Source organism: Bradyrhizobium sp. SZCCHNR3119 (assembly GCF_032487775.1).
Lineage (GTDB): Bacteria > Pseudomonadota > Alphaproteobacteria > Rhizobiales > Xanthobacteraceae > Bradyrhizobium.
Map to the genome: position 1 here is coordinate 939,040 of NZ_JAUEUV010000001.1, position 20,789 is coordinate 959,828.

General features: G+C 62.6%; 28 protein-coding genes. 5 read left to right on the forward strand and 23 right to left on the reverse strand.

Annotated elements, in window-relative coordinates:
• Positions 1 to 15: 15 nt before the first annotated feature.
• The 12 genes from QX034_RS04475 to QX034_RS04530 form a co-directional block, all read right to left on the reverse strand.
• Positions 16 to 255, reverse strand: coding sequence for a nitrogen fixation protein NifZ (locus QX034_RS04475; protein ID WP_315704653.1), 240 nt, complete (start codon positions 253 to 255; stop codon positions 16 to 18).
• Entirely contained in the window at positions 252 to 575 is a 324-nt protein-coding gene (locus QX034_RS04480) for a nitrogen fixation protein NifZ (protein ID WP_315704654.1), read from the reverse strand. Before QX034_RS04480 ends, QX034_RS04475 begins: the two co-directional genes overlap by 4 nt.
• Positions 572 to 1,345, reverse strand: a complete 774-nt coding sequence (locus QX034_RS04485) for a 4Fe4S-binding leucine-rich repeat protein (RefSeq protein WP_315806425.1) — start codon at positions 1,343 to 1,345, stop codon at positions 572 to 574. The genes QX034_RS04480 and QX034_RS04485 overlap by 4 nt, the downstream gene beginning before the upstream one ends.
• Complete coding sequence (locus QX034_RS04490) at positions 1,338 to 1,871, reverse strand: hypothetical protein (RefSeq protein WP_315704656.1); 534 nt, start codon at positions 1,869 to 1,871, stop codon at positions 1,338 to 1,340. Before QX034_RS04490 ends, QX034_RS04485 begins: the two co-directional genes overlap by 8 nt.
• A 15-nt stretch (positions 1,872 to 1,886) precedes the next feature.
• Positions 1,887 to 2,213, reverse strand: a complete 327-nt coding sequence (locus QX034_RS04495) for an iron-sulfur cluster assembly accessory protein (RefSeq protein WP_315704657.1) — start codon at positions 2,211 to 2,213, stop codon at positions 1,887 to 1,889.
• Positions 2,214 to 2,227: 14 nt separating this feature from the next.
• A complete protein-coding gene (locus QX034_RS04500) occupies positions 2,228 to 2,452 on the reverse strand; it encodes a 4Fe-4S binding protein (protein ID WP_315741937.1) in 225 nt (74 codons plus the stop codon).
• A 55-nt stretch (positions 2,453 to 2,507) separates the two neighbouring features.
• Positions 2,508 to 4,070 carry a nitrogenase cofactor biosynthesis protein NifB gene (gene nifB / locus QX034_RS04505; protein ID WP_315704659.1) on the reverse strand — a complete coding sequence of 521 codons (1,563 nt, stop codon included), beginning with the start codon at positions 4,068 to 4,070 and terminating at the stop codon, positions 2,508 to 2,510.
• Between the two features lie 261 nt (positions 4,071 to 4,331).
• A complete protein-coding gene (locus QX034_RS04510) occupies positions 4,332 to 5,198 on the reverse strand; it encodes an SIR2 family protein (protein WP_315741938.1) in 867 nt (288 codons plus the stop codon).
• On the reverse strand, positions 5,198 to 5,419 hold the full coding sequence (gene nifT / locus QX034_RS04515) for a putative nitrogen fixation protein NifT (RefSeq protein ID WP_315704661.1): 222 nt from the start codon (positions 5,417 to 5,419) through the stop codon (positions 5,198 to 5,200). Before nifT ends, QX034_RS04510 begins: the two co-directional genes overlap by 1 nt.
• Positions 5,416 to 6,630: a cysteine desulfurase NifS gene (gene nifS / locus QX034_RS04520; RefSeq protein ID WP_316168531.1), complete on the reverse strand. Its 1,215-nt coding sequence runs from the start codon at positions 6,628 to 6,630 to the stop codon at positions 5,416 to 5,418. Before nifS ends, nifT begins: the two co-directional genes overlap by 4 nt.
• 9 nt (positions 6,631 to 6,639) lie before the next feature.
• The gene (locus tag QX034_RS04525) at positions 6,640 to 6,930 is read right to left on the reverse strand and encodes a NifU family protein (protein WP_315704663.1); all 291 of its coding nucleotides are present in this window, start codon (positions 6,928 to 6,930) and stop codon (positions 6,640 to 6,642) included.
• Between the two features lie 44 nt (positions 6,931 to 6,974).
• On the reverse strand, positions 6,975 to 7,295 hold the full coding sequence (locus tag QX034_RS04530; protein ID WP_315704962.1) for an iron-sulfur cluster assembly accessory protein: 321 nt from the start codon (positions 7,293 to 7,295) through the stop codon (positions 6,975 to 6,977).
• A 328-nt stretch (positions 7,296 to 7,623) separates the two neighbouring features.
• Between QX034_RS04530 and QX034_RS04535 the strand changes: the two genes are divergently transcribed.
• The gene (locus QX034_RS04535; RefSeq protein ID WP_315704664.1) at positions 7,624 to 8,232 is read left to right on the forward strand and encodes a hypothetical protein; all 609 of its coding nucleotides are present in this window, start codon (positions 7,624 to 7,626) and stop codon (positions 8,230 to 8,232) included.
• A 15-nt stretch (positions 8,233 to 8,247) separates the two neighbouring features.
• Here QX034_RS04535 and QX034_RS04540 read toward each other — a convergent pair whose 3' ends face one another.
• Positions 8,248 to 8,661 (reverse strand): Rieske (2Fe-2S) protein, encoded by a 414-nt coding sequence (locus QX034_RS04540; protein ID WP_315704665.1) that lies wholly within the window; start codon positions 8,659 to 8,661, stop codon positions 8,248 to 8,250.
• 199 nt (positions 8,662 to 8,860) lie between these two features.
• Between QX034_RS04540 and QX034_RS04545 the strand changes: the two genes are divergently transcribed.
• The 3 genes from QX034_RS04545 to QX034_RS04555 all read left to right on the forward strand — a co-directional run bounded on the left by QX034_RS04545 (position 8,861) and on the right by QX034_RS04555 (position 10,581).
• On the forward strand, positions 8,861 to 9,319 hold the full coding sequence (locus QX034_RS04545) for a hypothetical protein (RefSeq protein WP_315704666.1): 459 nt from the start codon (positions 8,861 to 8,863) through the stop codon (positions 9,317 to 9,319).
• A 63-nt stretch (positions 9,320 to 9,382) separates the two neighbouring features.
• A complete protein-coding gene (locus QX034_RS04550) occupies positions 9,383 to 10,237 on the forward strand; it encodes a sulfurtransferase (RefSeq protein ID WP_315704667.1) in 855 nt (284 codons plus the stop codon).
• Positions 10,238 to 10,263: 26 nt separating this feature from the next.
• Entirely contained in the window at positions 10,264 to 10,581 is a 318-nt protein-coding gene (locus QX034_RS04555; protein ID WP_315704668.1) for a hypothetical protein, read from the forward strand.
• A gap of 159 nt (positions 10,582 to 10,740) precedes the next feature.
• On the opposite strand, the gene hspQ is transcribed toward QX034_RS04555, so the two are convergent.
• The 10 genes from hspQ to nifH form a co-directional block, all read right to left on the reverse strand.
• The gene (gene hspQ, locus QX034_RS04560) at positions 10,741 to 11,067 is read right to left on the reverse strand and encodes a heat shock protein HspQ (protein ID WP_315704669.1); all 327 of its coding nucleotides are present in this window, start codon (positions 11,065 to 11,067) and stop codon (positions 10,741 to 10,743) included.
• A 16-nt stretch (positions 11,068 to 11,083) separates the two neighbouring features.
• Positions 11,084 to 11,371 carry a ferredoxin III, nif-specific gene (fdxB, locus tag QX034_RS04565; protein WP_315704670.1) on the reverse strand — a complete coding sequence of 96 codons (288 nt, stop codon included), beginning with the start codon at positions 11,369 to 11,371 and terminating at the stop codon, positions 11,084 to 11,086.
• A 34-nt stretch (positions 11,372 to 11,405) separates the two neighbouring features.
• Positions 11,406 to 11,606 (reverse strand): CCE_0567 family metalloprotein, encoded by a 201-nt coding sequence (locus QX034_RS04570; RefSeq protein WP_315704671.1) that lies wholly within the window; start codon positions 11,604 to 11,606, stop codon positions 11,406 to 11,408.
• An 18-nt stretch (positions 11,607 to 11,624) separates the two neighbouring features.
• Complete coding sequence (locus QX034_RS04575) at positions 11,625 to 12,095, reverse strand: NifX-associated nitrogen fixation protein (RefSeq protein ID WP_315704672.1); 471 nt, start codon at positions 12,093 to 12,095, stop codon at positions 11,625 to 11,627.
• Between the two features lie 9 nt (positions 12,096 to 12,104).
• Positions 12,105 to 12,500, reverse strand: a complete 396-nt coding sequence (gene nifX, locus QX034_RS04580; RefSeq protein ID WP_315704673.1) for a nitrogen fixation protein NifX — start codon at positions 12,498 to 12,500, stop codon at positions 12,105 to 12,107.
• A 29-nt stretch (positions 12,501 to 12,529) separates the two neighbouring features.
• A complete protein-coding gene (gene nifN / locus QX034_RS04585) occupies positions 12,530 to 13,927 on the reverse strand; it encodes a nitrogenase iron-molybdenum cofactor biosynthesis protein NifN (RefSeq protein WP_315704674.1) in 1,398 nt (465 codons plus the stop codon).
• Positions 13,928 to 13,937: 10 nt separating this feature from the next.
• Positions 13,938 to 15,611 (reverse strand): nitrogenase iron-molybdenum cofactor biosynthesis protein NifE, encoded by a 1,674-nt coding sequence (gene nifE / locus QX034_RS04590; RefSeq protein ID WP_315704675.1) that lies wholly within the window; start codon positions 15,609 to 15,611, stop codon positions 13,938 to 13,940.
• A 126-nt stretch (positions 15,612 to 15,737) separates the two neighbouring features.
• Positions 15,738 to 17,297, reverse strand: a complete 1,560-nt coding sequence (gene nifK / locus QX034_RS04595) for a nitrogenase molybdenum-iron protein subunit beta (protein WP_315704676.1) — start codon at positions 17,295 to 17,297, stop codon at positions 15,738 to 15,740.
• An 83-nt stretch (positions 17,298 to 17,380) separates the two neighbouring features.
• A complete protein-coding gene (gene nifD, locus QX034_RS04600) occupies positions 17,381 to 18,883 on the reverse strand; it encodes a nitrogenase molybdenum-iron protein alpha chain (RefSeq protein WP_315704963.1) in 1,503 nt (500 codons plus the stop codon).
• 75 nt (positions 18,884 to 18,958) lie between these two features.
• On the reverse strand, positions 18,959 to 19,855 hold the full coding sequence (gene nifH / locus QX034_RS04605) for a nitrogenase iron protein (protein ID WP_315704635.1): 897 nt from the start codon (positions 19,853 to 19,855) through the stop codon (positions 18,959 to 18,961).
• A 437-nt stretch (positions 19,856 to 20,292) separates the two neighbouring features.
• Between nifH and QX034_RS04610 the strand changes: the two genes are divergently transcribed.
• Positions 20,293 to 20,751, forward strand: coding sequence for a SufE family protein (locus QX034_RS04610; protein WP_315727680.1), 459 nt, complete (start codon positions 20,293 to 20,295; stop codon positions 20,749 to 20,751).
• The last annotated feature ends 38 nt before the right edge of the window (positions 20,752 to 20,789 follow it).

The window sequence follows — 20,789 nt, forward strand, 5'->3', positions numbered from 1 at the left end:
GGCGCATTGATCTCCCTAGAGCGGGACGATCTCCTCTTCCAGGCAGCCGACAACCAGCCGTTCGCCGAACTCCACCAGATAGATCGGCATGTTGGCCTCGGTGTGCGTCCCGACCTGCACGATCTCGCCCGTATCGCCGATGCCGACCAGAAGACCTTCCGGCGGCGCATCGGGGAACGATCCATCGTTGCGCAGATCGATCAGCGCCTTCACGCGCTGCCCCCACTGATATTTCGGCTGGCGTGGTTCGATCATGACTTGGTTGCTCCCGGCAGCGGCAGTTCGTCATCGAGCTCCTCGCGTGGAACCGCGAGTTCGAGCTCCTTGCGCTTCATTCCGACGCGGTTGCCGCTTTCAAGGAACTCGACGCCGTAGATATAAAATTGCTGCAGGAATGTGCCGATGCTGACGACGTAGCCAATCTCACCCTTCTTCGCGAGGATCTCGCCAATTTCCTTGCCGGCGTAGGTACCGTCGTTGCGGATCGTCCGTTTCGCCTTCACCTTCTCGCCGAAGCCGAAGAAGGGCGGCGCGGACAACTCGACGACATCGCTGTCTCTGACGATATTGCTCATGCCGGTTTCTCCATCGGCAATCCCGATCGATTCTGCAGCCTGTTGCGGACCATCTCCTGCACCAGCGGATCCTCGTCGTCCGCCAGTCCCGACACTTCGCGCAATGGAATGCGGCTCGCGACCTCGTAGCGAACCCGCCAGTCGGGATCGTTGCGCATGACAGTCAAAAGATCGGACGACAGGCGCTCCGCCACCTCCAGCCTGACCCGTGGATCCGGATCACTCGCCGCACCGAGCAGCCAGTCGGAAGGAATACGCCGCGCCACGACGCGGCGCACCTCGGCTTCCGGATCCCCCATCATGCGTCCGAGCACGGACGGAACGATCCGGCGGGCGACGACGAGCCGGACGTAATAGTCCTCGTCCATCATCATCGGCATCAGATCTTCGGGGTCGATGACGGTGGCAATGCGGATTCGCACTTCACGATGCGGATCGTTGCGCAGCCGCAGGACCAGGCGCTTCGGCAGCCGTCGCGCCGCGTTCCAGCGGACCGTCTCCTCGGGGTCGTCGAGCAGCGGCGGCAGATGAAACAGGCTGGCATGCTTGGCCGCGATCGCGCGCACCTCGAAATGCGGGTGCTTGACGTAATCGTTGGCCAGTGCCGGATTCCAGTTGAAGAAGCGATCGATCCGGCGGGCGTAGCGGTCGTGGACACACGCATGCTTGAGCTTGCAGCCGCCGGAGGCGCGCATCGCGTCATGAGTGCAGCCGGCACAACTGATCTCGTTGCCCTGCCAGTCGATGGCTTCGTCGATGTCGTCAGTCATCGTCAAGCCCCACACGGTCGACGACGTCGAGCAACACGCGCGCACCGACCTTGTCGCTTGGATCAAGCTCGAGCAGCTTCTGCACGGCCAGCCGGCCTTCCACCAGATTGCCGAGCCGCATCTGCAGATAGGCATAGCCCTTCAGAGTGAAGAGAAAGAAGCGGGGCAGGATGTTCCCATAATCGCCGAAGTCCGCATGGGTGGCGCGAACGTCACGCCAATGCGGCGGGAGCCGGTTTTCCACAGCGGCCTTGGCGAGGCACTGCTTCGCGATCTGCAGTGCCTCGGCCAGCCGTCCCTTGTAGAAGTAGAACCGGTAGAAGCCGATCAGGACGGCGGCATGATCCGGCGCCAGCGACCTGGCCTGCTTCAGATGGTCCTCCGCCACATCGTCGAGATGGTAGCTCAGGCCCGCCTGCCACAGATGATACTCGGCCTCCTCCGGCAGGCCGCCACCGAGCAAGGCGTCGGCAAGCAACGCATCCTCGATGGCAGACTGCGAATTGGCCCGGGCATCCGTGGTCATTTGAGCCTTCCCCTGCTACTGCAGCGCCTTTTCGGCGTGGCTTGAACACGACACCTGCTTGGGATCGTGGAACACGAGGCCGGTCTGGGCCGCGGTATCCACGAAGTCGATCGTTACGCCGTCCAGCAGCAGCCGGCTCTCCGCGGGCAGGAACAGGCGCACGCCGTCGCGTTCGACCACGGCATCGCCAGTGAGCGGCGTGCCGACCACACTGATGTCGGCCGCGAGCCCGGAGCAACCACCGGGCGACACCGCCAGCCTGAAGCCGCTTCCCGCCGCTCCGTCGATGCGCAGCATCATCCGCATGAATTTTTGCGCCGCGGGCGTGATCGTAAAGTTCATCGATCTCTCCCTCTTTAGGCCGGCGGCTGATAGCGCGGAAAGGACGTGTCGATCACACAGGTGTTGTCGACCGGGCAGACCGCGGCGCATTGCGGCTCATCGAAATGACCGATGCATTCGGTGCACTTCTTGGGGTCGATCACGAACGTGCCGTTCTTCTCCGAGATCGCCACGTTCGGACATTCGGGCTCGCAGGCCGAGCAGCTCGTGCACTGCGAGGCAATGATCTTCAAAGTCATCGATTGCTCCTGTCGAAAGGCTCGGCGGCGCCCCTGGCGCCGCCGAGATCCAGATTTACGCCGCCGAGATGAGTGCGCCCTGGCGGATTTCGGCGTCACCGCGCACGACGTGCGCCATCTCTCCACTATTGACCTTTTCGAGGTATCCCTTGAACCAGGCGATCGCGGACTTCTCGATGAACTCATGCGCATACTCGTCGACCGGCTCGATGCCTGCCGCGATCAGATCGCTCTTCGGGCAACCGCCGATCTTGGCCACGAATACCGCGTGACAGTCGTTGATGGCGCGGATCACGGTCTCGAGACTGTCCTCGTCGCCATAGCCGCCCTGGCAGTACAGATCGACGCGGCGATGACCGACGAACTTGGCGCCAGCGGTGGAGAGCTCGTAGACCTGGAACTCCTTGGCGTGACCGAAATGCTCGTTGATCAAGCCAGAGCCCTTGGTCGCGACCGCAACCAGCAGCTTGATGTCGCTGGATTGACCTGCGAGCGAGGCCAGCTCCTCCTGCTTTGCGACGACCTTGGCGACGCGCTCCTCCTCGACCGCAGCCTGGTAGGCTTTGCGCGAATCGATGTCGTAGTTCACCTCCATCGCCATGATCTTGTCGGTGGTGAACTCGGCCGAGCGGTCTTCGCCAAGCAGGCCGACGGCGTCGGCACGGCACTGGCGGCAGTGCCGCATCATGTTCATCTCGCCTTCGCACTCGTCCTGCAGCGCCTTCAACTCTTGCGCCGTCGGACCACGTTGGCCGGTGAGGCCGAATACGGTGCCATGCTCGGGCGAGGAGATCAGCGGCATGATGTTGTGCAGGAAGGCGCCGCGCGACTTCACCGCCTTGTTCACCTCGACCAGATGCTTGTCGTTGACCCCCGGGATCATCACCGAGTTGACCTTGCAGAGAATGCCGCGCTCGGTCAGCATCTCCAGCCCCTGCAGCTGGCGATCAGTGAGCAGCTTGGCCGCCTCGACGCCGGTGTAGCGCTTGTGCTTCCAGAACACCCAGGGATAGATCCTCGCGCCGATCTCGGGATCGACCATGTTGATGGTGATGGTGACGTGGTCGACGTTGAAGCCCGCGATGGTATCGACGTGGTCTGGCAACGCGAGGCCGTTGGTCGACAGACACAGCTTGATGTCGGGCGCAGTCTTCGCGATCAGCTCGAAGGTCTTGAAGGTCTTCTCGGGATTGGCGAGCGGATCGCCCGGGCCGGCGATGCCGAGCACCGTCATCTGCGGGATGGTCGAGGCGACGGCGAGCACCTTTTTGGCGGCCTGCTCAGGTGACAGCTTCTCGCTGACGACGCCCGGACGCGACTCATTGGCGCAGTCATATTTGCGGTTGCAGTAATTGCACTGGATGTTGCAGGCAGGCGCCACGGCCACATGCATACGGGCGTAGTGGTGGTGCGCTTCCTCGCTGTAGCAGGGATGGTTCTTGACCTTCTCCCAGATTTCCGGCGGCAGGTCGCCCTCTCCCGCCCCCGATCCGCAGCTCGCTTTGCCGCTACCGCCCGAGGTGCCGCAGCCCTTGTGTTCTGCGATGGTCTGCATGACGGCGCTAAGCTTCTCGCCGTCCGGTATCGTCGCCTGTTCGTGCTGAACTGATGCGTCCATGTCCGCTCCTTACGTTGCTGGCGAGCCGCAAACCGCCTTACGGGATGTTGAGCAACTCGCGTGCCACGCCGCGGACATCATCATTTTGTCGGACTATCAACGTGTTAGCAAAACCACGGCGCCTGTCGCCTTGCCAACATGCGAAGGCCTCGCGCTCGCGTCCATGTTAGAAACGTTACAGACTGCCCAGCGCGACCTTGGCCGACAGCAAAACAGCGCGGCTTGCGGCCGCGCTGTTCGAGGTTCCAATAACAGCAGCGCTCAGGCGCCGATGATGATCTCGGTGGCACGCGCCAGCGGAATGGCAATCGGTGTCAACCGCTCGGCGATGAAGAATTTCAGCTCGTTCTTCGAGAGCGTGTCCGGCTCGACCAGGACATAGTGCTCGGAGCCCGAGCGCTTGATGACTTGGCGGCCGTAGGTCCGCAGCAGCTGGTCGTTGAAGCGGCAGCCGATGAACAGAAAGCTGCGATCGGCCCGTCGATCCTTCACCGCGTCCGGAATCGGCGTCTGGATGTCGATGTCGGTCAGCACTTCGACATAATCGGCATCGGTGATCAGAAAGTTTTTCGCGGGCGTGATGCCGCCATGCGGCTTGTAAAGCAGCGTGGTCCAGCTCGGCGCCTTGTCGCGGTCCGCTTCGGTCCCCGATGCATCATAGAAGCGATACCAGCGGTCCTCGCCGATGCCGGCCCGGGTGATGCCCTGCACCTCGCCCCAATTGGCGCGAGCAGCGAGCGCCTCGCGCATGGCACCGTCATACCAGCTGTCGACGATCATCGGCAGTGGCAGCGATGCCAGATGCTGATGCAACGGCGTCGGCGGCACCGGCGTCGCAAACGCCTCCGCCATCAGCGAGGTGACGGTCGAACGATGACGCGTGCTCTCGATATGCTGCGCGGAGGCCCAGGCATTGCCCTTGGCCCGCCGCGGCAGCGCGACCTTGGTGCCGAAGAAGGCGGCCAGCGCCTCCGGGCTCATCGGCACCGGGGCACCCGACTGCTCGGACACCGCCGGCCCCAGATACGGCACGACGTGGCCGACCCTGAGCCGCTGGACCACGTCCTTGAGCAGCGCTTCAGCGTCGGCCTGCTTGATGATGTCGATATGAGGGAGCGGCGCGTTCATCACTCGTCCCCCTCGTCACCGCGCTTGCGCGCATTGATCGTGATCGGAAGCCTCGTGTCCTTTGCCATCTCGGGTAGGTCGAGCACCCAGCCGTTGGCGATGCGGATCCAGCCGCCCCAGAGGGTCTCGTGCTCGACCTCGACGATCGGCTCCTCCAGATCCTTTTTCGGCACGTAGATCGAGAGGCCCGTTTCCGGCGAGCGGCGGATCATGACTTTCATTGCGTGAACTCCGTGGGTCGTAATGCGTCCGCCGATTGCGAGGACCGATGCTGCTGCCAGGATGGCGAGGTCTCGCGCAGCCTGCCGATGATCTCGGGCAGGACGTGCAGGACACGCTCGACATCGTCGATCGTATTGTCGCGCGACAGCGAGAAGCGAACGGCGCCGCGCAACAGGTCGGGCGGCACGTTCATGGCGCGCAGCACATGCGACGGTTCCATCGAGCCGGATGCGCAGGCCGAGCCGAGCGAGGCCGCGATGCCAGCCTGGTTCAGGCGCATCACGATCGGCTCGCCCTCCAGATGCTGGAACGCGATGTTGGACGTGTTCGGCAGGCGATGATCGAGATCGCCGAGCACCGCGCAATGCCCGATCGTCTCGATGATCCCCTGCTCCAGATGGTCGCGCAGCGCGCGGACTCGGGTCTGCTCATCGGCAAGATGGGTGGCGGCGAGCTCGGCTGCCTTGCCGAGCCCGACGATCGCGGGAACGTTCTCGGTGCCGCCGCGCCGCCGGCGCTCTTGTGGGCCGCCTCGCACCAGTGGCGCGAACGGCGTTCCTTTCCTCACATACAGCGCACCGATGCCCTTGGGCCCGTGCAGCTTGTGTCCGGACAGCGACAGCATGTCGACCCCTGCAGCCTTCAGATCGATCGGCTGCTTGCCGACCGCCTGCACCGCATCGGTGTGGAACAGCGCGCCGCACGCGTGCGCCAGCTGCGCCAGCTCCGAAATCGGAAACAGCGTGCCGGTCTCATTGTTGGCCCACATCACGGATGCGATCGCGGTGCGTGGGCTCAGCGCATGTTTGTAGGCTTCCAGATCGAGGCTGCCAGCAGTATCGACCCCGATCAGATGAACTGTGATGCCGCGACGATCTCGCAGATATTCGACCAGCGACAGGATTGCGGGATGTTCCACCGCGGTGGTGACGATCTCGTCACGCCCGCTCTGGGTCTCCAGCGCGGACAGGATCGCCGCATTATCGGATTCGGTACCTCCGGAGGTAAAGACGATCTCGTGATCGAAGGCGGCTCCGAGCAGGGCCTGGAGGTGCTTTCGCGCCTGCCGGAGCGCGCCCGCGACCTCGCTCCCGAAGGCATGCGAGGACGAGGCATTGCCGAACTGGTCCGAGAAAAACGGCAACATCGCCGCCACGACCGCAGGATCGGCGCGGGTCGTGGCATTGTTGTCGAGATAGACCGGACGCACGAGCGCTCCTTAATGCCGCGCCTTCGGTGCGCCGGCCACTGGAACCAGCCGGACGAATTCGCCGAGCTTCTCGATCATTCGCGCCTGGATCCCCTCCAGCGTCGCGCTGGCAAGCTTGCAGAAGATGCAGGCGCCGGCGAGCTTCACGAGGATCTTGTTGCCGTCGATCTCGACGAGCTCACAGTCGCCGCCGTCGCGCTTCAGATTCGGGCGGACCTCCTCGATGACCGCCCGGATGATACGCTCGCGCTCGCTCATCGCCGCCGGCGCTTCGGTAATGCCCTGGGATTCGACCAGCATGATTTACTTCTTTCGATGTCTGTCAGGATCAGGCGAAGGCCACTTCAAGCGAAAGACTTGCCGCAGCCGCAGCTCGATTTCGCGTTGGGATTTTCGAAGGTGAAGCCGGAGCCTTCCAGCGCCACGACGAAATCGATCGTGGTGCCTTCGAGATATTCGAGGCTCTTGTGATCGACGAGGACACGCACGCCTTCGCGCTCGATCACGGTGTCTTCCGGCTCGGTGCCGCTGACCAGGCCCATATTGTATTTCAGCCCGGCGCAGCCGCCCGCTTCCACCATGATCCGCAAGCCGTCGACCGGCTTGTCCGAGGTCGTGATCGCGTTACGCACCGCATTGATTGCGCTGTCGGTCAGATTGATCATCATCGCATAGCCCTTGTTGCTTTCGGCCGTTGGCTAAGCGGTTGGCAAGTCTCGTGCCACGCAGCAATTAATTGATCTACCTCAATTTTCCGGTTCGGCGCTGTGACGTTTCCGACGCGTGTCGGGTTTCCGACAGGACAGGTTCATGCCCGCCGGGCCCTGCTGTCGGCGGTCGTTCGGCACAAATCCGACAACGCCGCACGACGAGGGCCAAAACCATAGTCAAAACAGGGCTCAACCGGCTGCGGCAGACAATTTGCATCGCGCCCCTTCGACCGCGCCGTGCGGCGAGACGGCTCATGACACAGGGACATGCGAGGGATTGTTGATGACGACGATGGAGAAGACGGTCGCAATCGAAACCACGGCGCTGGCGCGCCTCGACCAGGAAGGTCGCTTGCTCAACGCGGTGCTGAAGGGGCCGACGACGAAGCCCGGGCGATTTGGCTTCCGCGGTGACATCGCGCTCAAATTCCAGGCTCAGGTCGCCGACGAGAAGCGGCCACCGGACTTCTCGGTCGAGCAGGTCCTGACGGTGGTCCAGGACGGCGAGAGCACCATTCCGGTGCTGGCCGGCTACATCCATTCCCTCGCCTATCTCGAAGCTGCGGCTGAGGTTTTGAACGACCTGCTGCGCCCCGACGGCAGCTACTTCATGTTCTGCAACAACATCGACCTCTTGGTGAAATACCGCATCAAGATAGGCGACATCACCTTCTATGTGCTGCCCTGTGACGAATCCACAGTGTGGAAGGAGATGCTCGATCTGCTCTCGATCGACAAGAACGACATCAAGAAGCTCGATACCGCGGGCAAGCTCGATTACGTTCTGGACGCGGCCAAAGGCTACAGCGAGCCGTTCGAACTCGTCGCCTATGCCGACGCCCTGGCCAAGATGGAGCCGGTCAAGAACCGCAACGAGAACCGCCCGGTGTAGGCCGGGCTGATCCGTTCAATTCTCCTCGTGCTCCTCGTCGGGGAGGACCTCGTCGTCCTCGACGAGCGTCACGCCGGTGACGCAGATATCGTCATCCAGCAAGGCCAGTGCCACCGGCGTCAGGCTCTCGCCCTTGCAAGGCCCGTCCACACAGGTGCCGGTGCCGATCTCGAACAGCGATCCATGCTTGCCGCACAAGATGCGCAGCCCGTTCGGATCGAGGAACTGATTGCGCTCCCAGTCGAGATTGACCTTGTCATGCGGGCATTGGTTGACGTAGCCGAACACCTGCTTGCCCCAGCGCACGACGACGATCGGCCACGGCCGCTTGGTGCCGTCCTCCTCGACGATCATCAAATTGAAACCCATGGCGCGGCGGCTCGGGATGTCATTAATGCTGCAGATCGCGTAAGCGACGTTGGTGGTCATGTCGGTCCTCGTCCTTCAATGGTATTCCCGAGATCGGCCGGCACGAACCATCGCACCGCCCCGATCGGCTCCACTCGCGATCGGCGCTGCAAGATTCGCGCAACTCCGCAGCCGAGCCACAGTCTGCCAGTGCGGCCATGACGAACTGGCACAAAACTTGAAAATTTCGATCCCAACACCTTTGTGTAAGGAGATCGACATGAACGTTGCGCTGGATTTCGTCGAAAGCTCGCTGGATGACATCAAGACCGCCCTGGATGGCGGGACACTGACGGTCTATTCGGTGGCGCGCCCCATCACGGCCGACAAGGCGGTCGATCGCAGCGGCGTACTCGCGACGTTCACCTTCGGCTCGCCGGCGTTCGGTCCGTCCAAGGATGGGCTGGAAGAACCTAATTTCGTTGCGGCCTCGGTGCCCGCCTCGACGGTCGGCACGCCCGGCTTCGCTCGCGCCCGCAAGGCGGACGGCAGCACCGTGGCGGATTTCTCCGCCGGCCCGGGCGAGCGCGAGATCAAATTTGCCGAAGTGTCGTGCTCTCCGGGCGCGCCGGTCAAGATTGCGAGCTTCAAGATCATCGCCGAGGGTGGCTGGCCGGAGCGGCCGGAATACTACGATGCACATCCGCGCCCCGGCTATGCGATGCCGAAAACGCTCTGAGCACGGTCCAAGACCTGTGCCGCCTGTCCCCTTTCATGTTCGCGACATCACGAGCCAACACCCATGAGCACGGAAGCCTGTGACGCCCTGGTCAGCACGGAATGGCTGGCGGCGCATCTGACGGATCCCGAGGTCAAGGTCCTCGATTGCACCTGGCATCATCCGAGCACCAATCTGGATGGCCGCACCCAATATCGCGGCCGGCATCTGCCGGGCTCCGTGCATTTCGACATCGATCAGGTCGCCGACAAATCGACCGCGTTGCCGCACATGCTACCGAGCGCAGAGGATTTTGCGCACAAGGTCGGGCTGCTCGGCATCGGCAATGCGGATCGCGTGATCGTCTATGATCGCCTTTATGGCGGCGCGGCCGCCGCGCGGGTATGGTGGATGTTCCGCGTATTCGGGCACGACAACGTTGCGATGCTCGACGGAGGCTTCGGAAAGTGGACCAAGGAAAAGCTGCCGGCGGAGATGACACCGGTGCGTCCCGCGCCGAACAGCTTCAAGGCAAGCTTCAATGGCAACCTGGTCGCCACCCTCGCCGACGTCACGGCCAACCTGCAGACCGGCGCAGCGCAACTGATCGACGCGCGAGGTCCCGGTAAGTTCGACGGCAGTCAGGCCGATGTGTTCGCCTTCCGGCGGCAGGGACATATTCCAGGGGCGACCAATGTGCCCTGGGCCGATCTGGTCGATGCGGATACCGGCGTGCTGCTCGGGCCGGACGCGCTTGCGGCGCGCTTTGCCGCGGCCGGCATCGATTTGAACAAGCCGATCCTGACGAGCTGCGCCTCCGGCATCACGTCGTGCATGGTCGCACTGGCGCTGTATCGGCTCTGGATTCCGAGCGCGGCCGTCTACGACGGTTCGTGGGCGGAATGGAGCCTGACCGACGACACGCCGGCGGCGGCGTGACAATCATACCAGACGGGAGCTGAAGCATGGCAAGGACTCTGGTCAAGACCACTGAAGACGGCCGCAAGCTCGAGGTGGTCGGGCTCGCGATCTGTCTCGATGGCGAGCTCGAAGCCTTCGAGCTGGTCGAAGTGAAGATGCATCCGAACCGGCGGAAGATCTGGCAGGCGGCGCCCGATGCTGCCTACATGGCCGGACGCGTCACCCTGACCAAGGAACAGGCCGAGATCGTCGAGAAGGCGTTCGCGGCCGCCCAGGCGGAGATCCTGGCTAATCCCACCGCCATCAACGAACGGTTCCGGATCGCGGCGATGTGGAAAGCCCGCGAACAGGGGATCGAGTGACGGGCCTTTACGCGCGTTGAATTCGTCATTGCGAGCGAAGCAATCCAGGCTGCTTCAGCGGACCGAGTCCTGAATTGCTTCGGCGCTTACGCGCCTCGCAATGACGGCATGGCGAACTCACGCCTTACGCGGCCAATGCCGTCTGCCCTCGCGGCGGATTCACTGAAAAATCCGGCCGCGATAGCGATAGGCACCGTCATCATCCATATCGAACAGCGCCCCGATGTCGGGATGCTGCACCGGCTCACCCGAGACATCCGCGACCAGGTTCTGCTCCGGCACGTAGGCGATATAGCTGCTGTCACCGCACTCGGCGAGCAGATAGTAGAACGGTTGCTCCCTGGTGAGACGCGCATCCATCGTGATGGCGCGCCATCCCTCGTCGTCGGAGAACGCCGGATCGATGTCGAACACCACTCCACGCAGGTCATAGACGCGGTGCCGGGTCACCTGTCCGATCGTGAACTTGGCTTCGATGGCGCTCATGCCGAACTCGCTGATCTCAAGGCGCAGGCGTATGGGTCTGGCAGTTGGTCGGACAGACACGGGCGCAGGCGCCGCAGCCGATGCAGGCACCAGTGTCATTCATGACCATGATCTTCTTCTCGACCTCGTCGTCTTCATCGTCGTCGAGTTCGACGAACTCGCCTTCATCGTTGATCCCTTTCAAGGTCATGACCTCGCGGCCACAGACCTTGTAACAGCGGCCGCAGCCGATACACTTTTGGGCATCGATCGCGACCAGATAATCTGGCCGCCAGTCGCGGCCGTCGCGAGTTGCATTCGACATGACGCTCTGTCCTTCTTGAACCACGTGGAGCGGATCAGGCAGCCTCGAGCTTCTTCAGCTCGGCACGCTTCTTCTCCAGTTCGGAAAACGCCTCGTGCGCCTTCTGCGCGGTCGGGAGAATCTGATCCCAGTTGATCGGGAGCTCCTCCGACAGATCATGAAGGTTCATCTTGGCCTGCATCGCACGTGCGGAAAGCTTCTTGATTTCTGCTTTCAGCGTTTCCAGGTCGCTCATCGCTTCTCCTCGCCGTTCTCAGTAGTTTGCGACGTCTTTGAACTTTTCGATCATCTCGACGCCGGACTTGACGAACTTGTCCCCCTCGTCGGCGAGCTTGCCGAGATTGTCGAAGCCGAAACGATGCACGTCACGGAGCTGCTTGTTGACGACGATCAGGCGGCCCCCGATCAGCACCATGCGACCAAAACCTTCATGGCTCATCTTGAGCATCGGCGAGATCATCACGCCCGTCGCCCTCTCGATCGAGAGTGCAACCGCGTTGTAGAACAGCTCCATCCGCCAGATCGTTTCGGGATCTGGATCTCCGATGATCGGCAGCGCCCGCCGCTTCTCCTTGTCCAGGATGTAGGGATCGAGCAGATCGACGTCGCTCTTACCCTCCCAGGCGCCGTGGGTGTCCTGCGCCCGCCAGATCTTGATCAGTTCCTTGACGAAAGGCCGCTCCAGATCAGGCACGGCTTCGATTACGACCGCTGTATCAGACATGATTGATCCTCATTCCTCGAAATCGAGTACGCGCTCCTGGCCCTTGGCCAGCGCCTTGCGCAGCCAAGGCGGCGGGTTGCCCTTCAATACATCCTGCAACTTGCCGAGCAGATCGGTGATCTCTTCGGGCTGATTGACTTTCATCGGATGGATGTTGTTGGCGACGACACGCGCAGCCCCCGAGCCGCCGATCGCGGCGACGTAGAGGATGGCGCAATCCTTGATCGCGTCGATCTTCGGCGCGAGCTTATCCTCGTTGCCATCCTCCTTCAGGTCGCCGTCGAACTCGACAGCTTCAACGAAGCGATGTCCTTCCGGGTTCACATCGTAGATCGCGATGTTCTTGGCCCAGCCGAAATGCGCGTCGACCCTCTTCAAGTCCTGGGTAGCGAATGCGACCTTCATGCAAGCGTCCTTTCTCTTGAAGTGGGCGATCAGTGCAGCGGCGCGACGACTGGGGAGTCCGGCTGCGCTCCAGCCGTCTCGTGCCAGGCATCCCGCCAGGTATCCGGGGTCGGCTGACGATTGTCCTCGCGATCGGCGATCACGAGGTTGGCCAAGGTGAAGATCAGGTCGCGGGTGCCGCGATAGCCGATCGACATCAAATGGCCGGCGCCGAGCCGATCGAACATCGGAAAGCCGACGCGATAGAATGGGATTTTCAGGCGCGCTGCCGCCTGGCGCCCATGCGAATGCGTCATCATCAGCTCGCACGCGCGGTCCTTGGCCTGGTTCTCGAGATCCTCAAGGTCGCCGATCAGGACCTCCTCGCACGGCATGCGCTCGAGTACCGGCGATTGGGTCGTCGTGATCGCCACCGCGATCTTGGCGCCCATCTCGTGCAGCATGCTGGAGACATCGAACAACAGATCCGGCTCGGCGCCGATCGCGAGCTTGCGGCCGCCGATGTGGAAATGCGCATCGAGCATCGCATCGGCCAGCTGGCCGCGCTGCCTTCGATATTTCGCCGGCACCGGGCGTCCCGAGATCTCGCTCAGGAACGTCATGAACTCGTCGTTCGGCAGCAACCCGCAGAGACGCTCGAACAGCCGGTACGGCACGCCGGTCTTGGCCTGCATGGCTTCGGCCGCCCGCTTCATCTGCGCGCCGATCGCGATCGTCCAGGCCGACCGGCCCATGGTCGCAATCTCGTCGATGCCGATACCGCCGATCGTGGTCGGCACGAAATCGTCCGGGATATGACCGTCAAGGGAGCCGCCGAGATCGGGGAGGAAGGACGGCTCCAGCCCGAAATCCTCGAAGATAGTCCGCAGCTCCTCGATGTCGCCGGGCGTCAGATGGCAGCCCGGCAGCACGTTGACGCGCGCCGGATCGCGGCGGGTCGAGGTCGGAGTCTCGACCAGCACCTCGATCATCTTGGCCACGGTCTTGTCCCAGCCGTCCTGGAACGCATCCTTGAAATCCGGAGTCGAGACATAGACCAGCGGATAGTCGGCCAGCTGCGGATGCTTCTCGCGGATCAGCTTGATGTAGCCGTCGACGTCATCGCCCTTGGTCTCGGTGACGCCGGTGGAGCAGATGCCGATAATCTCGGGCTTCTGCCGCTTATGGATGTTCAAGATCGCCTGCTCGACGTTCTCATAGCCGCCGAGCACGGTCGCAACCTCGCTCATCGCTGTGGTCTGCATCGGCACCGCTTCCTTGAAATGGCGCACGAACAGCGTCAGCCCGAACGAGGTGCAGCCCTGCGAGCCGTGCAACAACGGCATCGCGCCGCGCAGCCCGAGAAAGGCGAAGGCGCCGCCGATCGGCTGGCTCATCTTGAGCGGATTGACCGCGCAGGCCTTCTTTCCGATGGTGACCTTGGCCATGGCGAGCGCCCTACTCCGCTGCCTGCAGCAGGTTTGTGGGCGCGTTCATCGCGGCCAGAATATCCTCGACCCGGACCGCGCAGGCGCCGCAGCCCCCCGAAGCGTTGGTATGCTGCTTGACGCCGGCGACGTCGGTCAGGCCATGGGCCTTGATCGCATCCTCGATCGTGCCGAGATCGACCGTCTTGCAGAAGCAGATCTTTTTGGCCCGCCGTGCGGCTTCGGCCGCGACCGGGTCGGCCGCGAGTGCGGCTGCTTCGGCATTGGCCTGGGCGATTGCCCTGGCCTGCCAGTTGCTATCCGCTTTCTCCCAGGGCGCCGGCTTGCGCAGCTGCTCCCACATCGGGTTATAGATCGCCTTGTCGATTTCCTCGACCAGCTTCACCATGCCGATATAGCCCATATAGGCATGGGAACGCTCCTGGTTGATGTCGAGCCAGGGCATCGCCGCCTTCAGCGCCACGAATTGCGATTTGCCGCCGGACAGCATGATGTCGGCCTTGGCGTCCTTGAGCATCTTGTACATTTCGCGGGGCGCCATATCGTCGATCATATGCGCATCCTGGCCCATCAGCTCCTTGATGCGCTCCTTGTCCTCCTTGGTCGACTTTTTGACCGATGTGCCGACCAGCTCCATGCCGGCCTCCTGCAGCGCCGCCACCACCGACCATGACTTCACGCCGCCGGTGATCAGCAGCACCTTCTTGCCGGTGAGCCGCTTCTTGAAGGGCTCGATCGCAGCCCACGCCTTGGCCTCTTCGCGCGCGATCACGGCTTCGGTCCGATCGAGCAGATCGGACGGTGCGCCGCGCTCGACCAGGAGCCGCGCGATCTCGCGCAGCGAGTCCGAGGAATCCTGGATGCCGTAGAACGAGCCTTCGAAGAACGGAATGCCGTAGCGCTCCTCCATCTTGCGGGCGACGTTGATCATCGCCTTGGAGCAGACCATCATCGCCGCACGCGCACGATGCGAGGACGCCACCTCCTTGTAGCGGCCGTCGCCCGAGATGCAGGCCGAGATGCGGATGCCGAGTTCGTCGAACAGCGGCTTCACCTGCCAGAGTTCACCCGACAGGTTGTATTCGCCGATGATGTTGAGGTCGTAGGGCGTGGTGATTTCCGGCTCGACCGTGCCGATCACGTGCTCCAGCAGCGCTTCGCCGGCGAGCTTGTTGCCGAGGTTCTTCGGTCCGACGAAGCCGGGCGAATTGACGGGAATGCACGGCTTGCCGAACTTGGCCGACGCCGCCTTGCACACGGCGTTGATGTCGTCGCCGGTCATCGCCGGCACGCAGGTCTGATAGACGAAGACGGCCGGCGGATCGTATTTCTCGATAATCTCCTTGATCGCCTTGTAGAGGCGCTTCTCGCCGCCGAACACCACGTCCGTCTCATTGATGTCGGTGGTGAATCCGGTGCGCCAGATCGAGGAACCGGATGATGCCGCGCCACGGTTGTCCCAGGAATTGCCCTCGCAGGCGATCGGACCATGCACCAGATGGGCAACGTCGGTGAGCGGCTGGAGCGCGATCTTGGCGCCGTCGAAGGCGCAGCCACCGGCCGCGCCGCCCGGCTGCAGCTGCTTGGTGCAGCCCTTCTTGCGCTCGGCTTCGGACTTGTTGGCGTTCTTACCGCAACCAGGCTCGTTGAAGACGTTCTGGATGGTGGCCGAAAGCGAGCTCATTGGCTTCTCCTGTTGACGGACCGTAGCGCCTTCGAGCACGGCTCAGACAATCAGCTGTCTTCCCCAAGAGCCCTGCCCTGGTCAGAGCCGGAGCGCGGCGGCCATGCCACCGCGCTCCGTCGCGTCTTAGCGGATGATGTCGAAGCTGTAGTCCGACTTCGCCGGCACGTTGGTGTTGCGATCGATCTCGTCGAAGATCTTGTCGAGGATCGTAACCAGCACGTTGAGGCCGCCCTGATAGCCCCACACCGGATAGCGATGCTTATGGTGGCGATCGAAGATCGGGAAGCCGATGCGGATCAGCGGCGTTCCGGTATCGCGCTCCAGATACTTGCCGTAGGTGTTGCCGATCAGAAAATCGACCGGCTCGGTGAACAGCAGCGAGCGCATGTGCCAGAGATCCTTGCCGGGATACACGTGGCAGTTCTTGCCGAACGGCGAGCTGTCGAAGACCGCCTGCACCTTCTCGGCCCAGTCCCTGTTGCCATTTGTGGCAAGCACGTGGGTCGGCTCGGCACCGAGTTCGAGCAGGAACGAGGCCAGCCCGAGGCAGAGATCGGGATCGCCGTAGATCGCGAACTTCTTGCCGTGGATGTGCGCGCTGGAGTCAGCGATCGCATCGACCAGGCGGCCGCGTTCGAGCGCGAGCTCTTCCGGGATTTCCTTGCCGGTAATGCGCGACAGCGCCATCACGAACGCATCGGTGCCGGTGACGCCGACCGGGTGGTTGAACGCAACGACCTCCTGGCCGTGCGCCTTGATGAGCGGCAGGGTCTTCTCGGTGCAATATTCCTGCATCGAGATGGTCGCCTTGGCGTGGATCGCGTTGGCGGCGTCTTCCAGCGTCGTGCCGCCGGCATACATGCGGAACTCGCCGTCGGTCGGGGTGTCGAACACATTCTCGTTGTCGCCGAGGATCGTGTAGTCGATACCCATCACCTTGAAGATGCGCTTGATCTCCCGGAGGTTGCCGACGGTGTAGCCGTCGAAGCCGCCGATGAAGTTGATCTTCTCGTTCGGCTGGCGCTCGAGCTTCGGCGCGGTGCCAGCCTTGCCGTCCCAGAAATGCTCGATGATGCCCTTGAGCGCATTGTCGTAGCCGGTGACATGGCTGCCGACGAAGGCGGGCGTGTGCGCGAACGGCACGTCGTATTCGGCCGGCACCGAGCCCTTCTCCTTGGAAGTCTTGATGAACGCGTTCAGGTCGTCGCCGATCACTTCCGCCATGCAGGTGGTGGAAACCGCGATCATCTTCGGCTTGTACATGTTGTAGGTGTTGGCAAGACCGTCGATCATGTTGTTGAGGCCGCCGAACACCGCCGCGTCCTCGGTCATCGACGACGACACGCAGGAGCTCGGCTCCTTGAAGTGGCGCGACAGATGGCTGCGGTAATAGGCCACGCATCCCTGCGAGCCATGGACGAACGGCATCGTGCCTTCGAAACCGACGGCGACGAACACGGCGCCGAGCGGTTGGCAGGCCTTGGCCGGGTTGACGGTCAGCGCCTCACGGGCGAAATTCTTCTCGCGATATTCGGGCGTCTTGGCCCATTCGCGCACCCGCTCGACCTCCGCAGGATCGCGCGGATTTTCGAACATCTTCTTCTTGTTGGCCAGCATCTGCTGGTATTCGGGACCACGGAAAAGCTCGAAGTGATCGAGCACATGTTCGGCACTTTGTGTCATGGGACAACCCTCTCAATTTCCTGTGTCGATCGGGAGCACCGGCCCTCCGCCGATGGAGGGCCGGGCCGTGGAGCTAGTTGCGGTTACTCGGCTGCCTGCAGGAACGGCTTCGGCGCCTGCTTCCAGGGAGCCTTGGCCATCTTCCAGATCGGCGAGTTGATGGCCATGTCCATGTCGCGGGCGAAGATCGCGAACCCGTCATAGCCGTGATAGGGACCCGAGTAGTCCCAGGAGTGCATCTGGCGGAACGGTACGCCCATCTTCTGGAATACGTACTTTTCCTTGATGCCCGAACCGACCAGATCCGGTTGGATCTTCTCGACGAACTTCTCGAACTCATAGCCGGTGACGTCGTCATAGATCAGCGTGCCGTCCTTGACGTAGTGCTGGGCGGTGCGCTGATAGTCGTCATTGTGCGCGAACTCGTAGCCGGTTCCGACGACCTCCATGCCGAGGTCCTCATAGGCCCCGATCACGTGACGCGGACGCAGGCCGCCGACGAACAGCATGACGGTCTTGCCTTCCAGGCGCGGCCGGTACTTCGCGATCACGGCGTCCATCAGCGGCTGATACTTGGCGATGACGCGCTCTGCACCTTCCTTGATCTTGTCGTCGAAATAGCTGGCGATCTTGCGCAGCGACTCCGCGATCTTGCTCGGCCCGAAGAAGTTGTACTCGCACCACGGAATACCGTACTTCTCTTCCATATGGCGCGAGATGTAGTTCATCGAGCGGTAGCAGTGCAGCACGTTGAGCTTCGCCTTCGGCGTCGCTTCCAGCTCGGCGAGCGAACCGTCGCCAGACCACTGGGCGATCACGCGCAGGCCCATCTCCTCGAGCAGGATGCGCGACGACCAGGCATCGCCGCCGATGTTGTAGTCGCCGATAATCGCGACGTCATAGGGCGACGGCTCGAAGCGCGCCGGGGCATCCGGGGCGATCTTGTCGAACACCCAGTCCCGGATCGCGTCGTTGGCGATATGGTGACCGAGCGACTGCGACACGCCGCGGAAGCCTTCGCAGCGGACCGGCACGATGGTCTTGCCGTCATACTCTTTCGACTTGCTCTTGGAGACCGCCTCGATGTCGTCGCCGATCAGGCCGATCGGACACTCAGACTGCACGGTGATGCCGTTGTTGAGCGGGAACAGCTCCTGGATCTCGTCCATGATCTTGGCAAGCTTCTTGTCGCCGCCGAAGACGATGTCCTTTTCCTGGAAATCGGAGGTGAACTGCATCGTCACGAAGGTGTCAATACCGGTCGTGCCAATATAGTAGTTGCGGCGGGCCGCCCAGGAGTACTGGCCGCAGCCGACCGGACCGTGGCTGATGTGGATCATGTCCTTGATCGGACCCCACACCACCCCCTTCGAACCGGCGTAAGCGCAGCCGCGGATGGTCATGACGCCGGGGATCGACTTGATGTTCGACTTGACGCCGCAGTCGGACTTACCGGACTCATGCACGTTCAGGTGCTTGGCACGACGCTTGGCGGTCTTTTCCGGATAGACCTTCAAGACCTCTGCGATCAATTCCTTGTTGCGTGCCTTGATCTCGGCAACGCTTTGTTTCTCGATGACGCTCATCTGGCTTTCCTCGATGATACGATTTGCGGACATCCACCCGGCCCTCTCGCGAAGGGCCGGGCGGCCTGTTTGGATTTAAGCCGTTGCGGCGAGGTCGGCGGCAGTCTTTCCGATCTGAGACTCGTCGACCGCTTTCATGATGCCGTGCTCCATCAGCATGTCTTCGAGCTCGTCCATCGTGATCGGGGTCGGGATGATGCCCTTGCCGGCATTGTTGTGAATCCGGGTCGCGAGTTCCCGGTAGTGGCCGGCCTGAACCGAATCCGGCGCATATTCCAGCACGGTCATGCGGCGCAGCTCGGCGTGCTGCACGATGTTGTCGCGCGGCACGAAGTAGATCAGCTTGGTGCCGAGCTTCTTGGCCAGGGCTTCCGCCAGCTCCAGCTCCTTGTCGGTCTGGCGCTCGTTGCAGACCAGGCCGCCGAGGCGCACGCCGCCCGAATTGGCGTACTTCAGAATCCCCTTGGAGATGTTGTTGGCGGCATACATCGCCATCATCTCGCCGGACATCACGATGTAGATTTCCTGCGCCTTGTTCTCGCGGATCGGCATCGCAAAGCCGCCGCAGACCACGTCGCCGAGCACGTCGTAGGACACGTAGTCGATGTCCTCATAGGCGCCGTTCTCTTCCAGGAAGTTGATCGAGGTGATCACGCCGCGGCCGGCGCAGCCGACCCCCGGCTCCGGACCGCCGGACTCGACGCAGCGGATGTTCTGATAGCCGACCTTCATCACCTCTTCGATCTCGAGGTCCTCGACGCTGCCCGCCGCAGCCGCCAGGCTCAGGATCGTGTCCTGCGCCTTGGCGTGCAGGATCAGGCGGGTCGAGTCCGCCTTCGGGTCGCAGCCGACGATCAGGATCCGGTGGCCCATCTGGGCCAGCGCCGCCAGCGTGTTTTGCGACGTCGTCGACTTGCCGATGCCGCCCTTGCCGTAAAATGCGATTTGTCGCAGTGACATTCTGCTCTCCATCAACCGATTGCCAATGTCCCGCATGCGCCTGGCATGACGAGACCGCGTCCTCTCTCTTCGAACCGGCAGACGGGTTATTGGGAAGGAGAGCATCGCTCGTCCGAAGCGTCGGCGTGCACTCAGCCCTCAACCTTTGCCTGGCAACCCGTTTTGCAACCGACGTGCCAGAGCGACTAAATCGTTAAAACACCCGCAGTTATAAGGAGATGCGAAATTACTTCGGGTGCGAAACAGGTTGTTGCAAACCCGACATCGAAGGCCCTCACCCGACGCGCCGGAAGCGCGCTGTCCGAAACGACACAACAGCGTCTGGCGGTGCGTTTGAGCCGTTTCGGCACCGGCCCGTCGAGAGCGGCCGCGCATCCAACCCGGTCTCGGCTCCGCACACGGTATGGAGTTTGCTTGCCTCGGCATGAAGCGATGACGAGGAGATTGCGATGCTCAAGATGGCCCAAACTGCCGCCGCCGGCCTGCCCGATATCGAGGACATCATCGAAAACTTCTCGCTCCTGGACGATTGGGACGATCGCTACCGCTACGTGATCGAGCTCGGCCGCGGGCTCATTCCGCTATCCGATGCCGAGCGCAGCGATGCCAACAAGGTGCAAGGCTGCACCAGCCAGGTGTGGCTTGCGACCGCCGTGCAGCGCAGCCCGGACGGGCCGGTGCTCGATTTCGTCGGCGACAGCGATGCCCATATCGTCCGCGGGCTGGTCGCGATCCTGCTCGCGATGGTCTCGGGACGCTCGGCCTCGGAGATCCTGAGCGCCGATCCGGTCGCGCTGTTCGAGAAGCTCGGCCTGCGCGAGCATCTGACCCCGCAGCGTTCCAACGGCTTCCGCTCGATGGTCTCCCGCATCAAGACCGACGCACAGGCGGCGCTGGCGGGGGCTTAGATCATACGAGAGTTCCGTCATTGCGAGGCGCTCTTGCG

Coding starts and splice junctions, on each gene's coding strand:
- QX034_RS04475 (WP_315704653.1), bottom strand. CDS start 255: ATGATCGAACCACGCCAGCCGAAATATCAGTGGGGGCAGCGCGTGAAG.
- QX034_RS04480 (WP_315704654.1), bottom strand. CDS start 575: ATGAGCAATATCGTCAGAGACAGCGATGTCGTCGAGTTGTCCGCGCCG.
- QX034_RS04485 (WP_315806425.1), bottom strand. CDS start 1,345: ATGACTGACGACATCGACGAAGCCATCGACTGGCAGGGCAACGAGATC.
- QX034_RS04490 (WP_315704656.1), bottom strand. CDS start 1,871: ATGACCACGGATGCCCGGGCCAATTCGCAGTCTGCCATCGAGGATGCG.
- QX034_RS04495 (WP_315704657.1), bottom strand. CDS start 2,213: ATGAACTTTACGATCACGCCCGCGGCGCAAAAATTCATGCGGATGATG.
- QX034_RS04500 (WP_315741937.1), bottom strand. CDS start 2,452: ATGACTTTGAAGATCATTGCCTCGCAGTGCACGAGCTGCTCGGCCTGC.
- nifB (WP_315704659.1), bottom strand. CDS start 4,070: ATGGACGCATCAGTTCAGCACGAACAGGCGACGATACCGGACGGCGAG.
- QX034_RS04510 (WP_315741938.1), bottom strand. CDS start 5,198: ATGAACGCGCCGCTCCCTCATATCGACATCATCAAGCAGGCCGACGCT.
- nifT (WP_315704661.1), bottom strand. CDS start 5,419: ATGAAAGTCATGATCCGCCGCTCGCCGGAAACGGGCCTCTCGATCTAC.
- QX034_RS04525 (WP_315704663.1), bottom strand. CDS start 6,930: ATGCTGGTCGAATCCCAGGGCATTACCGAAGCGCCGGCGGCGATGAGC.
- QX034_RS04530 (WP_315704962.1), bottom strand. CDS start 7,295: ATGATCAATCTGACCGACAGCGCAATCAATGCGGTGCGTAACGCGATC.
- QX034_RS04535 (WP_315704664.1), top strand. CDS start 7,624: ATGACGACGATGGAGAAGACGGTCGCAATCGAAACCACGGCGCTGGCG.
- QX034_RS04540 (WP_315704665.1), bottom strand. CDS start 8,661: ATGACCACCAACGTCGCTTACGCGATCTGCAGCATTAATGACATCCCG.
- QX034_RS04545 (WP_315704666.1), top strand. CDS start 8,861: ATGAACGTTGCGCTGGATTTCGTCGAAAGCTCGCTGGATGACATCAAG.
- QX034_RS04550 (WP_315704667.1), top strand. CDS start 9,383: ATGAGCACGGAAGCCTGTGACGCCCTGGTCAGCACGGAATGGCTGGCG.
- QX034_RS04555 (WP_315704668.1), top strand. CDS start 10,264: ATGGCAAGGACTCTGGTCAAGACCACTGAAGACGGCCGCAAGCTCGAG.
- hspQ (WP_315704669.1), bottom strand. CDS start 11,067: ATGAGCGCCATCGAAGCCAAGTTCACGATCGGACAGGTGACCCGGCAC.
- fdxB (WP_315704670.1), bottom strand. CDS start 11,371: ATGTCGAATGCAACTCGCGACGGCCGCGACTGGCGGCCAGATTATCTG.
- QX034_RS04570 (WP_315704671.1), bottom strand. CDS start 11,606: ATGAGCGACCTGGAAACGCTGAAAGCAGAAATCAAGAAGCTTTCCGCA.
- QX034_RS04575 (WP_315704672.1), bottom strand. CDS start 12,095: ATGTCTGATACAGCGGTCGTAATCGAAGCCGTGCCTGATCTGGAGCGG.
- nifX (WP_315704673.1), bottom strand. CDS start 12,500: ATGAAGGTCGCATTCGCTACCCAGGACTTGAAGAGGGTCGACGCGCAT.
- nifN (WP_315704674.1), bottom strand. CDS start 13,927: ATGGCCAAGGTCACCATCGGAAAGAAGGCCTGCGCGGTCAATCCGCTC.
- nifE (WP_315704675.1), bottom strand. CDS start 15,611: ATGAGCTCGCTTTCGGCCACCATCCAGAACGTCTTCAACGAGCCTGGT.
- nifK (WP_315704676.1), bottom strand. CDS start 17,297: ATGACACAAAGTGCCGAACATGTGCTCGATCACTTCGAGCTTTTCCGT.
- nifD (WP_315704963.1), bottom strand. CDS start 18,883: ATGAGCGTCATCGAGAAACAAAGCGTTGCCGAGATCAAGGCACGCAAC.
- nifH (WP_315704635.1), bottom strand. CDS start 19,855: ATGGAGAGCAGAATGTCACTGCGACAAATCGCATTTTACGGCAAGGGC.
- QX034_RS04610 (WP_315727680.1), top strand. CDS start 20,293: ATGCTCAAGATGGCCCAAACTGCCGCCGCCGGCCTGCCCGATATCGAG.